Source organism: Sinobaca qinghaiensis, assembly GCF_003610495.1.
In the GTDB taxonomy this organism is placed as follows: Bacteria; Bacillota; Bacilli; order Bacillales; family Marinococcaceae; genus Sinobaca; species Sinobaca qinghaiensis.
Map to the genome: position 1 here is coordinate 244,862 of NZ_RAPK01000010.1, position 14,816 is coordinate 259,677.

15 protein-coding genes are annotated in these 14,816 nt (G+C 47.2%); 4 read left to right on the forward strand and 11 right to left on the reverse strand.

Features of this window, described 5'->3' with window-relative positions; all coding sequences use genetic code 11:
• Nucleotides 1-23 precede the first annotated feature (23 nt).
• From ATL39_RS13220 to ATL39_RS13250, 7 genes are all read right to left on the reverse strand, one after another.
• On the reverse strand, nucleotides 24-1,211 hold the full coding sequence (locus ATL39_RS13220; protein WP_120193827.1) for a patatin-like phospholipase family protein: 1,188 nt from the start codon (nucleotides 1,209-1,211) through the stop codon (nucleotides 24-26).
• Between the two features lie 14 nt (nucleotides 1,212-1,225).
• The gene (locus ATL39_RS13225) at nucleotides 1,226-2,104 is read right to left on the reverse strand and encodes an ROK family protein (protein ID WP_120193828.1); all 879 of its coding nucleotides are present in this window, start codon (nucleotides 2,102-2,104) and stop codon (nucleotides 1,226-1,228) included.
• A gap of 66 nt (nucleotides 2,105-2,170) precedes the next feature.
• Nucleotides 2,171-2,809 (reverse strand): response regulator, encoded by a 639-nt coding sequence (locus tag ATL39_RS13230; RefSeq protein WP_120193829.1) that lies wholly within the window; start codon nucleotides 2,807-2,809, stop codon nucleotides 2,171-2,173.
• A complete protein-coding gene (locus ATL39_RS13235; protein ID WP_120193830.1) occupies nucleotides 2,802-3,848 on the reverse strand; it encodes a sensor histidine kinase in 1,047 nt (348 codons plus the stop codon). Before ATL39_RS13235 ends, ATL39_RS13230 begins: the two co-directional genes overlap by 8 nt.
• Nucleotides 3,845-4,567 carry a cell wall-active antibiotics response protein LiaF gene (liaF, locus tag ATL39_RS13240; RefSeq protein ID WP_120193831.1) on the reverse strand — a complete coding sequence of 241 codons (723 nt, stop codon included), beginning with the start codon at nucleotides 4,565-4,567 and terminating at the stop codon, nucleotides 3,845-3,847. The genes ATL39_RS13235 and liaF overlap by 4 nt, the downstream gene beginning before the upstream one ends.
• Nucleotides 4,568-4,629: 62 nt before the next feature.
• Nucleotides 4,630-5,241, reverse strand: a complete 612-nt coding sequence (locus tag ATL39_RS13245; protein WP_120193832.1) for a PspA/IM30 family protein — start codon at nucleotides 5,239-5,241, stop codon at nucleotides 4,630-4,632.
• A gap of 12 nt (nucleotides 5,242-5,253) precedes the next feature.
• Nucleotides 5,254-5,601: a lmo0954 family membrane protein gene (locus tag ATL39_RS13250; RefSeq protein ID WP_120193833.1), complete on the reverse strand. Its 348-nt coding sequence runs from the start codon at nucleotides 5,599-5,601 to the stop codon at nucleotides 5,254-5,256.
• Between the two features lie 173 nt (nucleotides 5,602-5,774).
• Between ATL39_RS13250 and ATL39_RS13255 the strand changes: the two genes are divergently transcribed.
• The 4 genes from ATL39_RS13255 (at nucleotide 5,775) to ATL39_RS13270 (ending at nucleotide 10,314) form a co-directional block, all read left to right on the forward strand.
• On the forward strand, nucleotides 5,775-6,560 hold the full coding sequence (locus ATL39_RS13255) for an SDR family oxidoreductase (RefSeq protein WP_120193834.1): 786 nt from the start codon (nucleotides 5,775-5,777) through the stop codon (nucleotides 6,558-6,560).
• A 120-nt stretch (nucleotides 6,561-6,680) separates the two neighbouring features.
• On the forward strand, nucleotides 6,681-7,352 hold the full coding sequence (locus ATL39_RS13260; RefSeq protein WP_120193983.1) for a TVP38/TMEM64 family protein: 672 nt from the start codon (nucleotides 6,681-6,683) through the stop codon (nucleotides 7,350-7,352).
• Nucleotides 7,353-7,687: 335 nt separating this feature from the next.
• Complete coding sequence (locus ATL39_RS13265; RefSeq protein WP_120193984.1) at nucleotides 7,688-8,650, forward strand: L-lactate dehydrogenase; 963 nt, start codon at nucleotides 7,688-7,690, stop codon at nucleotides 8,648-8,650.
• A 35-nt stretch (nucleotides 8,651-8,685) separates the two neighbouring features.
• Entirely contained in the window at nucleotides 8,686-10,314 is a 1,629-nt protein-coding gene (locus tag ATL39_RS13270; RefSeq protein ID WP_120193835.1) for an L-lactate permease, read from the forward strand.
• Nucleotides 10,315-10,379: 65 nt separating this feature from the next.
• Here the strand turns inward: ATL39_RS13270 and ATL39_RS13275 are convergent, their stop codons facing one another.
• The 4 genes from ATL39_RS13275 to ATL39_RS13290 form a co-directional block, all read right to left on the reverse strand.
• Nucleotides 10,380-11,357 (reverse strand): ring-cleaving dioxygenase, encoded by a 978-nt coding sequence (locus tag ATL39_RS13275; protein WP_120193836.1) that lies wholly within the window; start codon nucleotides 11,355-11,357, stop codon nucleotides 10,380-10,382.
• Nucleotides 11,358-11,461: 104 nt separating this feature from the next.
• A complete protein-coding gene (locus tag ATL39_RS13280; protein WP_120193837.1) occupies nucleotides 11,462-12,757 on the reverse strand; it encodes an acetamidase/formamidase family protein in 1,296 nt (431 codons plus the stop codon).
• A 174-nt stretch (nucleotides 12,758-12,931) separates the two neighbouring features.
• The gene (locus ATL39_RS13285; RefSeq protein WP_120193838.1) at nucleotides 12,932-13,978 is read right to left on the reverse strand and encodes a LysM peptidoglycan-binding domain-containing protein; all 1,047 of its coding nucleotides are present in this window, start codon (nucleotides 13,976-13,978) and stop codon (nucleotides 12,932-12,934) included.
• 253 nt (nucleotides 13,979-14,231) lie between these two features.
• The gene (locus tag ATL39_RS13290) at nucleotides 14,232-14,789 is read right to left on the reverse strand and encodes a DUF4256 domain-containing protein (protein ID WP_120193839.1); all 558 of its coding nucleotides are present in this window, start codon (nucleotides 14,787-14,789) and stop codon (nucleotides 14,232-14,234) included.
• Between the last annotated feature and the right edge of the window lie 27 nt (nucleotides 14,790-14,816).

Sequence of the window (14,816 nt, forward strand, 5' to 3'; positions counted from 1 at the left end):
TTCCTTCCCCCTTTGTATCATTATTACCAAAGTACCCGCTTTTCTCCTTCCTTTAACACTTTTTCTACATAACGAATATCCTCAAAAGGGAATGCAGGAGTTTCTTTCCATTTTCCGGCCGGGATTTCCTCTGGATAAAGCAACTTCAATGCCGCATCCATTCTGACAGCACCGATCCACTGCAGAACGCTCATTTCCACTTCATTAAATGCATCCAGATCTGTCCGGAGGTAACCCGCAAGCTCTTCCACTCGTTTATATTTCTTATAATCCCATGCCAGTCGTTGGATTGAATGGAAACTTTTCTGTTTTTTAATAAACTCTTCTGTATTATCCTCCAATATAATCTGAATCCCACGTCTGTCGTGTTCTTTACTTAATATTTCCCTTCTTAAATAGATCATTTCACTCATGCTTATGTTGAGTATCCTCAGGGTGCGCGTAGGAAAGCTCGATTTGTATCCCGGCGGCCAAATACGGTTTCTGTCACTGGCGTCCATCGTAATAAAATCGCCTTCTTCCTGAAGAATGCTATTCGTTCCTAAGTTATCAAACACCCCGCCATCCGTGAGATAGAGATATTCAGGAAGCACATCCGGATAGCTGGATGTTCCATCTGTATCTATAAAAGTAAGCCCTTTTGTGGATAGACGCACAGGTGCAAAAATCATTGGATACGCTGCGGAAACCGCTACGGCAAAGGCTACGGAAATACTATCTATGTCTTTACTCCGTCCTATCTTCTCTCCCTCCATTGAAAAAGCATTAAAATAAAAGCCCTTCATCGTATTCAGGCAGGCAGCGTTACAGTTCCACAGCGGAGCATGGGGAAGTTCATTCATTTTTATATTTCCATAAATTTCTTTTTTCAGCATCTCCGGAAACATCATGCTTAAGTTCAGACGGGGAGCCCACAGCTTATGCGGGCGGCGCAGCAGCTTCCAGAAAAGCTTCCGCCTTATATTAACCAAACCCATGTCTGTCATGGGTTTGGTTACTCTATCATCGAAGTCTTTTACATCTGTAAAAGGACCGTCTGCCAGAGCTTTCATGACAGCCCCTGCTGTAATGCTTCCGCCGGAAACTGATGTAATGCCCTGTACCTTATGGTCAAGTCCGAGCTCCACCAGCCTTCGGTAGCCGCCCAGGCAATAGTAGGAAGCACGGAAGCCGCCGCCGGAAAAACCTATGTTTAAGCCGTCTTGTTTCATCCACAGCCTCTCCTTTACAGATGATTAAAAAAGCCGTAGGCGGCTCCTATGATATTCGCATGCTGACGGTAGCTGCACGGAAGTACTTTAGGCGTTATTGTGGCATCAGGTATCGAGTGTACCAGCTTGTCTACTGCGCGCTGTATTTCCTCTACTGCACTTTCTCTTTCACTGATACCCCCTCCAATTAATATAACTTCAGGGTCATAGACGTATTGGATATTATAAATGCCTGCTGCCAGATCACGGTAAAAATTGGCTATCGCCTCCTTACAGACCACATCCCCCTCTTCTGCAAGCCGATATACATCCTGTCCAGTCAGGGTATCGCCGCCCGGTGATTTTTTTTGATTTACTTTATCCACAAGCGCTCCCATAGATGCTGTTTCGCTCCATGTTTTTGGATTCGGGCTGCTCCAGTTGGTCAGCATATATCCAAACTCCCCGCCGTGCAGATGAGCCCCTTTATGCAGTTCGCGGTTTTTTATAACCGCTCCGCCTATTCCTGTTCCTATTGTCATGACAATAATATTTTTCCTATCGGCGCCTGCTCCGTTCCAGACTTCCGCATAGGCTGCACAATTTGCATCGTTTTCTAAGTATACCGGGCACTGAAGGGACGTCTGCACAGCTGCTTTAATGTTTGGTCCATGAAAATAAGGAAGCGCACTGGTCCCATAAATTATCCCATCTTCCCCAACTGCGCCCGGCGCGCTCACGGCGGCTCCCTGGACTGCTCCGGATTTATCCCATATTCGCCTGATTGAGTTGATCAGTTCTTCCAATGTTTCAGGCGTCCGGTATTTATCACTCTTTTTCATCTCTGCTTTTTCATTTACAATCCCGTGCTTAACGTAGGTTCCGCCTATATCAAATACTAGAATGTCCGGCACTATGATCCCTCACTTCTATGTTGTAAGAATGCGCTGTTGTATATATTCTACTTTATCAATAGATAATCATTCTTCTTTTACCAGCCCATGCTTGAATGCGTAAACAACCGCCTGCGTGCGGTCATGGACGCCAAGCTTGCCAAGAATATTGCTCACATGAACCTTGGTGGTTTTCAGCGCAATAAAAAGCTGACCGGCAATTTCCTGGTTGCTCTTTCCTTCCGCCATCAGCTGAAGCACTTCCTGCTCTCTCGCTGTGAGCTGTTCATAAAGATCAACTTGTACGGGTTTTCTCATCTTGTGCAGCATTTTCTCGGTCACTTCCGGTTCGAGAATTGACTCTCCGCTGCATGCCGCCCGGACCGCATCGGCGATTCTGCCGGCTTTGGAGGTTTTAAGTATATAGCTCATAGCTCCCGCCTCGAGAGCCGGGTACACTTTTTCATCATCCAGAAAGCTTGTAACAATAATAATTCTGGCAGACGGCCATTTATCCATAATGGCTTTTGTTGCTTCAATGCCGTCCATATCTTTCATGACAAGGTCCATTAGAATGACGTCCGGGCGGTGCTTGAATGCCTCTGCCACTGCCTCTCTTCCGCTGGACGCCTCTGCTACTACTTCCATATCGGGCTGGGATGACAAATAGGCAGTGACGCCGATCCGTACCATTTCATGATCATCTGCAAACAGTATTCTAATCAACGCTTTGATCCTCCCTCCGCAGCTGCGGTACTTTTACTTCCACCCGGCTTCCTTCACCGGGAACACTCACAATTTTACAGCGCCCCCCGACTTCTTCTGCACGTTCTTTCATGTTGGTCAGCCCGTAGCTGTCTGTGCGTGCTTCTGCCGCTTCAAAACCAATCCCGTCATCGCTGATACGAAGAATAATCGTTTGATCCCGTTCAATCAGCAGCACGTGCAGGCTGTGCGCTCTGGCATGTCGCAGCGTATTGGAAACTGCTTCCTGAACGACACGGAACAGCTGATCTTCAACCCCTTTTTCAATCGGAAATTCTTCTGTCTTAATATGAATATCAAGCGGCACCTTTTCCCTCAGCTCTTCCACCAGTTTAATGACCCCCGCCTGAAGCGACTGCTCCTGGAGGGCGGCCGGCCTTAAATGCAGCAGCAGTGCTCTCATTTCCACCTGGGACTGAATAATCATATCCTCTACGAGCCTCCAGCGTTTTTTGGAAGTATCCGCTATCTCCTTTTCCTCATCACTAATAGCAGAAACCATCATAGATGCCGCAAAAAGCTGCTGGCTGACGGAATCATGAAGCTCTCTGGCAATACGGGTGCGTTCCTGTTCAATAACTTCCTGCAGGCTCTGCTGTCTTTCCTCCGCCCGTTCGGTTGCCAGCTTTTGGCTTCGCTCCGCCTGAAGCTCCGCCTGCGTCTCCAGCTCCCTGAATGCTTTCTGAAGCTGCCTGAGCTCGGGCAGTGCCTCCTGGTCCTGTTTCGGAAGTCTTTCCCCTCTGACTAACGAAGAAGCTTCTATAATTGCTTTCTGCCACTTATGCTGCCAGTATAATCCGGAGATCAGGCCCAATACCGCCCCCGCTGTAACGAGCACAGCAGGGACCATAAATGCGTAGGGCAGATCCCCTATTCTTGCCTCCCATAGTATGCGCAGCGACACCGGCTCAAATACCCGGAAGGTCAGAATCAAAATCAGCAGCCCAATAAGCAGTGAGGCCGCAATACCTATAACTATCTGTTTCATCAGCAGGGTCATCTGCGTTTCACCTCCAGGTCTCCGGACAAAATGGAAGTAAAAATCTGCAGATGGACCGCTTCCGGTTCCTCTTCCTCAGAATGATAGATCATCGATTTATTAAACAAGCGCTCTTTTTCCATACCGGGCAAAAACACATGACCGAATACCGTACTGTGATACAGGCTGAACTTCACTTCATACGGCACATAGATCGTTACCTTTCCCATGCCGTGCCTTATGACAATAACGGCTTCCTCCGGGAGAACAGTATTCGTTGTATCAATAATACGGTCTCCGACGCCTCCGGTTATATTAATGTGCTTCCAGCCGTAGGGCTGCTCCAGCGTCTTTTCCCTGCCCAGAAATCTATTTTTCAGCAGTGGGCGCACGGCTTCCCTCTCCCTGTCCGGTTTTTCTATTAAAAAAGAAGGAACCAGTTCATCCGGCTGTTCCCGTTTTTTATGGCTCTGGATAAGCAGAAGCACTAAGAATGCCACAATGGCGAACCGTACCGAAATAGTGCTGAGAGCCGATAGTCCCAAACCGACAGCACCTATCCAGAAGACCACCTTTCCGAGCGTTCGTTTCATAAATTTTTTACCTAAAAAAAGAAGAACGGCAAAAAATAACAGGGAAAAAATAATACCGCCGTCTGTAAATAACAGCTCTATGGCTAAAAGAATGACAGCAATCAGGCCGACTGTATTTATCGTTGTTGTTGAAATTCTGGAAAGCATCGCCGTTCTCCTTTCTTCACGCTGTTATGTAGAAAAAAAGGGGACCTGTTGCCCCCCTTTGATTATTTTTCTTCAAGCCTTGCCACCCGCTCGTCAAATGACTGTTTTTCCTCGTCATTCTTTTCCCAGTGGGCCAGCCCGTCCAAATACCACTCCATATCGGAGAAGTGATCGGCGGCGGCATTTTCTTCTTCATTATACACTTTCCGGCTGTTGTAATTGACCCGGAACACATTTTCTTTACCCATCAATTCCAGCCGCTTGATATGCATATCTTTGACTTTATGCTTCATGCTTTCATATTTGGCTTCGATCTCTTCAAGCTGTTTTTCTGTTTCTTTTTTCATGGCTGCCAGCTTTTCGGTGCGGGTTTCATATTCTTCTTTTTCACGGAGCGCAAACGCATAGAATTCGTCATTGCCCTTTTCTTTTACTATCTCGGCCTGATAGGTGCGTTTTTCCAGCATAGCGGAGGCTTCCTCGTGTTCTTTCGTAAACGTGTCGACAAGCTGCCGCTGTCTTGCAACAAGTACTGCCGTCTTTTCGGTTTCCCGCTCGGCCTGCTTAATGTAATGCTGAAGCGACTCGGCCGGATTATTTCTCTCCTTTTTCTCCTGCCAGTGCTGCATTTCCGTATCCATCGTTTCTTTCATTTTCATCCATAGGGTGCTCATGTTTATCCTCCTTTATTTTTGAAGTCTGGACCATTCCCGGTCAAAGCTTGAAAATGGATCATTGTGGTCCTTAAAGCTCCGGGCTTCGTTCAGCCCTTTGTACTTTTCCCAGCACCAGTATAAAAGCCACGCGGCCAACGCGCCCAGAATGGCATAAATATTGGATACTGCGAGTACAATACCGGTAATACCCAGGAGAACCCAGAGGATCCTGCCTCCTGTGCTGAAGCTTTTCTGATACTGTACGTAGGCGGCATAAGCCGCGAATACACCAAGTGCCAGCAGCAGGAGCGGACCGAGGTTGGCAAGCAGAACAATCACCGCAAACAGGGCAAGAACAATCAATCCAAATTTTTTCATTTTCTTTCCTCCTTTCCTTTCGTTAGTTTTATTTTACGATTCATTTTCGGTCTGCATCAGCAGCCGCCGGCATATTTATGTCTAAGCCTGGAGGCGTATTTCTATATAGTTTCGGATTTTGCCTGGACGGGTACTCTGTTTAGAAGAGCTTCACTATGAAGGAGGATATTCAAATGAGTAAAACCATATTTATTACAGGAGCAGGAACCGGCCTTGGAAAAGGCACGGCAATCGGTCTGGCAAAAAAAGGCCATCGCGTAATTGCAGCGGTTGAAATTATTTCCCAGGTAACAAGCCTTCGCGAAGCAGCCGATGCGGCAGGAGTCAAACTGGAAGTGATTAAGCTTGATGTGAGGAGCAGACGTGATCAGCAGCTGATCGAAGAATACGATTATGACGTATTTGTCGCCAATGCAGCGATCGGTGAAGGCGGCCCGATTTCGGAAATACCAGTGGACCGGGTGCGTGAAGTATACGAAACAAATGTCTTCAGCACGCTGGAAAACGCCCAGATTGCAGCAAAGAAATTCGTAAACAAAAAGCAGGGCAAGATCATTTTCCTTAGTTCTATCGTTGGTATTGTAGCAATGCCTTACCTCGGCGCGTACAGCTCCTCCAAGCACGCCATCGAAGCGATTGCGAAGACGATGAAAGCAGAGCTTGAAGAATTCGGCGTCCAGGTTGCCACCATTAATCCCGGCCCGTTTGAAACAGGATTTAACGACCGCATGTTTGAAGAAAAATGGAAATGGTATGATGAAAAAGAAAACTTCACCAAACGCTCTTCGATTGAAGAAACAGAAACTATTCTTGATCAGCAGTATGATCCTGAAGACATGATCAATAAAATGGTGGAAGTGATTGAATCCGATCACCATGCCTTCCGTACCGCGCATCCACAGGAAACAGAAGATACAATGAAACAGACCGAAAAAGACAAGTGGGAAGAACGCGTATAATCCTATAGAATGAAAAGGTGCCGGCCTGCAGCCGGTACTTTTTTATGGCAGGACTTTCTTTTTGCCAGCCTTCTTTTTATTCAGTACAGTAGAGACAAATGGTTATTCGGGGGTTTGGTTATGGCGCTGAGACGGATAGTGGTACTGCTTTTTTATGTTGGGGTGTTCTGGCTCATATATCAATATGGAGGATCTTTATACAACTGGCTGCAGGTAAACAGCCGGGACTATTTCTTTTTAACAGCCGGGGCCGCCGTTCTGTTTTCCCTGTTTCCGATTATTCCCTACCCTATTATCGGCGGGGTTATCGGCGCCGCTTACGGAGCGGTTCTCGGCTCGTTTCTTGTCTGGTTTGGGTCTGCGATGGCTTCCATTTTAATGTTTTTACTTGTTCGTTACGGATTTCAGGACATTGGCCGCCGCATCATTAACAAGTATGCGGCTTTGGAGCGGATCACGGTGCTTTTTGAAAAAAATGCGTTCTTTACGCTGTTTGTTACCCGTCTGATTCCGATTATTCCAAGCATCATCGTTAACTGCTATGCCGCCTTAAGCAGCATCCGGCTGCTTCCTTACGCCGTTGCTTCTTCACTTGGCAAAATCCCATCAATGATTTTATTTGCAACCATTGGGACACTCGTTACGACCAACCCGTCCCAGCTTCTTTATGCAGCGATGGTGTATGCCGTGTTTCTCCTGATTTTCTATTTTGTTTACCGCTGGTTTAAGAAACGGGCAGCGGCGGAAGCCGTGCTTAATAAAACACCAAAACAGAATCCTCCTCCCTCATAACGAAAGCCGCCCGGTTAGACCGGACGGCTTTTTTTACACGGTCATACAGAAGTTTCCTATTATTGGATATCTATTTTCTAAAAATTGTGATATTTTTAAAATTAACAGCATGATTCCTTCTACTTCCTCTTCCGTTACAGCGTCCTTTATTCTTAGAAAAGGAGACAGCCTTTAATGGACCCGCGTGTTCTTGATTCATCCACCCTCAGACCCTGCCATTTTCAAAAACAGAAAAAAAGCAAAAATACCTCTTGCTAAAGTTTGTGAAATGTTGCACAATTAAATTGTGAAGTAATTCACATGATTACTAAAAAGGAGTGATTCATATGGATACGATGAAAAAAGAAAAAGTAAACCGCGTAGTACTGATTGGTGCAGGTCTTGTCGGAAGCAGCTATGCTTTTGCCTTAATTAATCAGGCAATTACCGAGGAACTGGTTATTATTGATGTAAACAAAGAAAAAGCAATCGGAGACGTAATGGATTTAAACCACGGAAAAGCATTTGCCCCATCTCCTACAAATACATGGTACGGCGATTTCAGCGACTGCAAGGAAGCAGATATTGTCTGCATCTGCGCAGGCGCCAACCAGAAGCCCGGCGAAACCCGCCTTGACCTTGTGGAAAAAAATATGAAGATTTTTAAAACACTGGTCGATCAGGTAATGGAAAATCATTTCGACGGCATTTTCCTTGTCGCCACCAACCCGGTTGATATTCTTACCCAGGCTGTTAAAATGTTCAGCGGTTTCCCGGCCTCCCGCGTAATTGGCAGTGGTACGACGCTTGATACGGCGCGCTTTAGATTTCTATTGAGCGATTATTTTAACGTATCTGCAAGCAACGTCCATGCCGACGTAATCGGCGAGCACGGCGATACCGAACTTCCCGTCTGGAGCAGCGCGACAATCGGAAGCGTTCCTATCACTGAGTATATAAAAACCAACCCGGCCTACAAGGCAGAGGACCTGGACAAAATTTTCGAAAACGTCCGCGATGCCGCCTACCATATCATCCAGAAAAAAGGAGCTACCTATTACGGTATTGCAATGAGTCTGGCCCGCGTTACCCGAGCAATTCTGGGGAACGAAAACTGCATTCTTACCGTAAGCGCCTATTTGGATGGAGAATACGGAGCAAAAGACGTGTATGCCGGCGTGCCGACGATTGTAAACCGTCAGGGCATCCGCGAAGTCGTGCAGCTGGCGCTTACCGAAAAAGAACAGCAGCAGTTTGACCACAGCATGAAAACGCTCAAGGATACGCTGCAACCAGCTGTCAAAAATCTTACTAACTAACTACACTACAGATTATAGAAGAGAGATGACCTTTCATGTGGTACCAGCAGTATGACCCTTTTGGAAATGAATGGATCAGTGCGCTGATCGCGTTTCTTCCCATCCTTCTTTTCCTGCTTGCAATGACCGTCTTTAAAATGAAAGGCGTTTATGCGGCGGCTTTATCCCTTGCAGCATGTACAGGTATTACCATTCTTTTCTTTGATATGCCGGCGGCCACCGCTCTTTCAGCTGTTATTCTGGGCTTTGGACGGGCGCTGTGGCCGATCGGCTACATCGTTATTATGGCCGTATGGCTGTATAAAATAGCCGTAGAAACCGGTAAATTCGACATTATCCGCGGCAGTATCGCTAACATTTCCCAGGATCACCGCCTCCAGCTTCTATTGATTGGCTTCAGCTTTAACGCCTTTCTTGAAGGGGCTGCCGGATTTGGTGTTCCTATCGCTATAAGCGCCGCCCTTCTGGTGACGCTTGGATTCAAGCCTTTAAAAGCGGCCGGACTCTGCCTGATCGCCAATGCTGCATCCGGCGCATTCGGCGCTATCGGTATTCCGGTTATTACCGGCGCTCAGGTCGGGGGACTGGAAACACTGGAACTTTCCCGCATGCTCGCCTGGATCCTTCCCGGCATCAGCTTTGCCGTGCCATTTATTCTTATATTCATTCTTGATGGCCGGAAAGGGGTAAAGGAAATCCTTCCTGCTCTCTTCGTTGTGAGCGGTACGTATACTCTTGCCCAGATCGTGACGATTGTATTTATGGGGCCGGAGCTTGCCAATATTTTATCCTCTCTGCTCAGTATGGTTGCACTTGCTGTGTTTCTCCGCACCTGGCAGCCGAAAACCATTTACCGGGAACCCGGTGCAGAAGTGCTTCCTGAAAAGGAACACTACAGCTTTAAACAAATTATCGTCTCCTGGTCTCCTTTCTACATTTTAACGGCAGTTATTGCCGTTTGGAGCCTGCCTTCTTTTCAGGCCTTGTTTGCAGAAGGCGGACGATTTGCTTCCACTACATTAGCCCTCCAGATGCCGGCTCTTCATCAGCAGGTGATGCAGCTTCCTCCAATTGCTGCCGTGGAAACCGCCATGGATGCAGTATGGAGCGTGAATCTTTTGTCTGCCACCGGAACTGCTATCTTAGTATCTATTCTGCTGACGAGCACATTCTTTCCATCCCTAAATGGCTTTCAGACCATGCAGGTCCTGGGAAAAACGATTAAAGAGCTGTGGCTTCCTGTGTTGACCATCTGCCTTGTTATGGCTTTTGCGAACCTTTCCAACTACGCTGGACTCAGTGCCTCCATGGGATTAGCCTTATCGAAGACAGGGATGTTCTTTCCTTTTGTAAGCCCTGTGCTTGGCTGGATCGGCGTGTTTCTAACAGGTTCTGTCGTTAATAACAATGCCCTGTTTGGAAGTCTCCAGGTTGTTACAGCCAATCAAATCGGGACAAGCCCGGCTCTTCTGCTTGCTTCGAACACAGCAGGCGGCGTCATGGGTAAATTGATTTCCCCGCAGTCTATTGCTATTGCAGCTGCCGCCGTTCAACAGACAGGCAAAGAATCCGAACTGTTTAAATTTACGCTCCGCTACAGCCTCGCCCTTCTGTTTATCGTCTGTCTGCTTACTTTTGTACTTTCATTTATATTTACCACGTGAGACGTGGGATACACAATATTTAGAAACAAAAAAGAAGCGGAGACTTTTCCGCTTCTTTTTTATGCTTATTCTTTTGTCATATCTTTGGTGCTTCGTACCGTGTCAATCGGACGCACCATTTTTTCAATGTCTTCCCGCTGCGGTTCAAGCATAGGCGGAAGTGACAGCTTCTCTCCAAGCGTTTCATATGGTTCGTCTCCCATAAAGCCCGGTCCGTCTGTCGCAAATTCAAATAAAATCTGCGGTGCTACTCTTGTGTACAGCGATTTAAAGAAATGACGGTCTACGTAACCGGAGTGCTGAAATCCGAACTGGTCGAGCCTGCCGATCCATTCTTCGAGCGCCGGGCGGTCATCCACACGCAGAGCCGCATGGTGAACCGTTCCGTATCCCTGGCGGGCCGGTGGGAGAATTACGTTGTACTCTACAATAATCTGTGCGCCGTTTCCGCCGTCCCCCGTCTCAAATAAACGGAAGGCGCCATCCTGCTCGATTTCACGGAACATCAGGACCTTCTCCAGCACTTCTTTAAACTGGTTCACATTATCCACTCTTACATAAATCGGACCGAGACCGGTAATTGCATGCTCCAGCGGAACCGGACCGTTCTGCCACGGTGTGCCGGAAGCCACGCCTTCATTTGTTTCATCAGACACAAGCTCATACTGCTGATCATCAAAATCTGTAAACGCCAGCCTCTTTTTCCCAAAACGCTCTTTGATGCCGTGGTGTTTAACATTCAGGCGGTCAAAACGATCCACCCAGTAGTCAAGCGCTTTGTTATCCGGCACCCGGAAAGACGTTTTGGCAATTTCATTTGTGCCGTGCTGCCCTTTCGGAATACCCGGGAAATCAAAAAACGTCATATCTGTGCCGGCACTGCCTTTGTCGTCGGCAAAGAAAAGATGATAGGTTTTTATGTCGTCCTGGTTTACTGTCTTTTTCACGAGGCGCATGCCGAGAACATACGTAAAAAACTCATAGTTTTTCTCTGCACTGCTTGTAATAGCCGTAACATGATGCATTCCTGTTAACTCATTCATTTACTTCAGCTCCTTATTTATCTATCCGTTCTCTATAGTACCTTAATCGTTTTTCCGTTCCAATGAATCAGACCTGAAAAAAAGAAGCCCGGAGGCTTCTTATATCAGCTGCCGTACCGTTCTTTAACAAGCGGCAGCAGACCGTTTGTTTCCAGATAAGGACGCGGAGCCAGAAATGTTACCGTCACGACTCCTGGATGACGTCCGATTTCAATCGATCCGGTAATAGTCGAGCGGTTCATAACCTCCGGCACGTCAATTCCAAACAGTTTGGCAGCACGCTCCATTCCATTGGTCGTAGCTGCGTTTAAATCAGCTCCCGTGCCGACAAAGGAAATCGGATATGATTCTTCCATTTCTGTTACACCCCATTCACGGCTTAAAGCAAGAGCCTCCTGCTTTTCCTGCTCGGAGAAAGGTTTGGCCAGATAAGGAAGATCCTCTGTCACCGGAAGCAGCACCGGTCCTTCTATGTTCAGTCCCTTCATTACCTGCACTTCAAGGGTAACGATGCCGGATACATCCGTCGTATGGCCCGCGATCTCTCCATCTCCCTGCATCGCATGCATATCTCCTAAATATACTCCTCCGCCCGGAACTTTTACCGGACAAATCACTACGGCACCCTGGCGCACCCGGTTAATATCCATATGGCCGTCGGTACGCTCCTCCAATTGCTCTTCTGTTACAGCAAACTCATGCGGCGCCCCAATTAAAAACTGGCCAAAATCGCCGGCATTATGGGAATCCGGCAGTGCCCGGGAAGGCGTTGTGCCCAGCTGGCCGAGAAATGGACGCAGCCTTGCCATTGCTCCGACCAAATCGTGGGGGGCAAACGTAACGACCGGATTTTGGATGGAGTGTTCGGGAGTATTCATGTATTCTTTCGCACTGGCTGCGATTTTTTCCGCGGCTTCCTGAGGAAGCGTCAGCCCTACTGTTTTCTGCTGGTTGAAAGCCATCGTATACGCATTCGTAAAGACAAATGGCGTAATATCCTCGCCACACGTATTGCAGCGGACGGCGGTCTGACCTATGCCGTCAATAGTAGTCTCCGGACGCATGGTTCCGCACCCCGGGCATTTCACTGCCACGAATGGATCTCCAACGAAACGGCCGTCTACTGGTTTATCATTTCCGGAAGCCGTTGCGGCCGATGTCACTTCAATGGATTGGATCCGGATAATAATCGCATCTCCCACTTCTGCGCCTTCCACATACACGGGCTTTGTTACTTCATGCCCTCCCCGCAGAGCCGGGGTAATCATTGGCCCCCAGCATCCAGGTGCTGTGTTGGCAATAATATGTCCTCCGTCTTTCACTTTATATTCCATCTCTTTTGCCGGATCAAGCACTCCATCCGTGAATTCATTAACATATACCGTCTGCTTTGCTGCCATTTTACCCGCTCCTTCTGCCAAAAGTAGATTTATTATGAAAAGTAACTACACTTACCTATTCGCTTTCTGCGGCAGACATTCCTTTTCTTTATAAAAATTTATCATCAAAAAAAGAATGTACTACTTTTATAAACATGCACAAATGCCCTGTCCTCAAAAGGACAGGGCGTCTAATTATCTCGGTATGGTAAGAACCTGACCGACACGAATCACATTATTGCTTCCTATTTTGTTGGCTGTTTTGATTTTAGTGACAGTCGTACCGTATTTTCGGGAGAGGCTGTACAGTGTGTCTCCTGACTTAACGGTGTGTTTTACTGAAGTCGTTGGAGCCGGTTTAACAGGTGCAGCGTCTTTTCCCGGGATCACCAGCTTCTGTCCAATACGGATCACATTGGCATTGCTCAGCTTATTTGCACTTACGAGCTGGGATACACTCACTTTATACCGGTTGGCGATGCTGTACAGCGTATCGCCGGCTTTCACGGTATACGTGGTGCCTGTACCGGCCGGCGGAGTAGATGCTTTTATTTTCAGCAGTTCGGACACGGTGACAAATTTATACCCCTTTGCTTTAAGCTGCTTGATGATTTCCGGCAGTGCTCCTGGAGTTCCTGATGCCCCTGCACCGGTATGCATCAGCACAATAGAGCCCGGCACGATGTTTTTTACGACCCGGTTGGTAATATCGGTTTTGGAATTTCCCTTCCAGTCCACGGTATCAATGTTCCAGTGGATAGTGTGGGTATACCCTGCATCCCCCACTGCTTTTAATACAGAAGAATTAGTGGAACCGAATGGTGCCCGAAATAAAGGCTTTGTCGATTTCCCGGTTGTATTTTTTACAATAGTTTCTGTACGGCTGAGTTCACTTTTCATCTGCGTGGCGGTCAGTTTGGTGAAATCCGGATGAGTGTAGGAGTGGTTGGCCAGCTCATGCCCCTGAGCAGCTATATTACGAATAGCTTGAGGATGATGATTTGTTCCTGATCCGGTCAGGAAAAAAGTAGACTTAATGTTGTTTGCGGACAAAGTATTCAGAATTTTGGGAATATTAGTTCCGTCCGCTCCATCATCAAAGGTTAACGCGACAACTTTACTTGAGGTATTTCCTTTTGTTACATACTGGGAGCTGGCAGCATCAGCGGGAGGCGTAAACGAAAACAGGGTAACAAACAGCAGAAAGAACACCGCAGCGGCCTTCAACAGCTTGATCCACATGACCCTTCACCTCTTCTATTATTTATGCTAAGGGGCATTAGCATATGTAAAAGAGCATAGACCTATAAGTATTTTATAGTTCCATTATACTCCCGGCAGTTAATATATTGTATGTATATTTTAGGTTTTTATCATAAATATTTTTCTGTGCTGTTGGATTAAACAGCTGCGCTTCCGCGTTGTAAGCACGTAAATACTTCATAAAAAAAGAACCCGGTCGTAACAGCCGGATCCTGCAATATAAAAGATGGATTTACACTTTCAGCAATCCCCGGAAGCCTCTTGCGGTATAGTAGGAATCTGCTCCGTTATGGTACACAAACACAGTGTCGTAGCGGCGGTCGCAGAAGAGCGCTCCGCCCAGCTTTCTAACGGCTGCAGGCGTCTGCACCCAGCTTGATGTTTTTAAATCAACGCTTTCTATCTTCTGCAGTTCCCGGTACTGTTCTTCTGTTAAAAGTTCAATACCCATGGAGGCAGCCATATCCACCGCGTTGTTTTCCGGCTTGAATTTTTTCCTTGCCTCCAGCGCTTCCCGGTCGTAACACAGCTTTCTGCGGCCTTTTGGGCTTTCAGCTGAACAATCATAAAAGATATATTCCCCTGTTTTGCTGTCATAGCCTACTACATCCGGTTCCCCGGCCGTTCTTTCCATTTCGTAGAGCGGCCATAGCTTTCCTTCATCCGCTTCAAGCTTCGCCTGCACATCCTCCCAGTTTATTTCTTCATGCCGGTTCCTGTGCTTCTCAAACCGGTCCTTTAATGCTCCCAGCAGTTCTTCTCTCTGCTCCAATGATAATTTTTCCGCCATATAGACCTCCCTGTGGTTTCATTGCTT

Coding starts and splice junctions, on each gene's coding strand:
- ATL39_RS13220 (WP_120193827.1), bottom strand. CDS start 1,211: ATGAAACAAGACGGCTTAAACATAGGTTTTTCCGGCGGCGGCTTCCGT.
- ATL39_RS13235 (WP_120193830.1), bottom strand. CDS start 3,848: ATGACCCTGCTGATGAAACAGATAGTTATAGGTATTGCGGCCTCACTG.
- liaF (WP_120193831.1), bottom strand. CDS start 4,567: ATGCTTTCCAGAATTTCAACAACAACGATAAATACAGTCGGCCTGATT.
- ATL39_RS13245 (WP_120193832.1), bottom strand. CDS start 5,241: ATGAGCACCCTATGGATGAAAATGAAAGAAACGATGGATACGGAAATG.
- ATL39_RS13250 (WP_120193833.1), bottom strand. CDS start 5,601: ATGAAAAAATTTGGATTGATTGTTCTTGCCCTGTTTGCGGTGATTGTT.
- ATL39_RS13255 (WP_120193834.1), top strand. CDS start 5,775: ATGAGTAAAACCATATTTATTACAGGAGCAGGAACCGGCCTTGGAAAA.
- ATL39_RS13260 (WP_120193983.1), top strand. CDS start 6,681: ATGGCGCTGAGACGGATAGTGGTACTGCTTTTTTATGTTGGGGTGTTC.
- ATL39_RS13265 (WP_120193984.1), top strand. CDS start 7,688: ATGAAAAAAGAAAAAGTAAACCGCGTAGTACTGATTGGTGCAGGTCTT.
- ATL39_RS13270 (WP_120193835.1), top strand. CDS start 8,686: ATGTGGTACCAGCAGTATGACCCTTTTGGAAATGAATGGATCAGTGCG.
- ATL39_RS13275 (WP_120193836.1), bottom strand. CDS start 11,357: ATGAATGAGTTAACAGGAATGCATCATGTTACGGCTATTACAAGCAGT.
- ATL39_RS13280 (WP_120193837.1), bottom strand. CDS start 12,757: ATGGCAGCAAAGCAGACGGTATATGTTAATGAATTCACGGATGGAGTG.
- ATL39_RS13285 (WP_120193838.1), bottom strand. CDS start 13,978: ATGTGGATCAAGCTGTTGAAGGCCGCTGCGGTGTTCTTTCTGCTGTTT.
- ATL39_RS13290 (WP_120193839.1), bottom strand. CDS start 14,789: ATGGCGGAAAAATTATCATTGGAGCAGAGAGAAGAACTGCTGGGAGCA.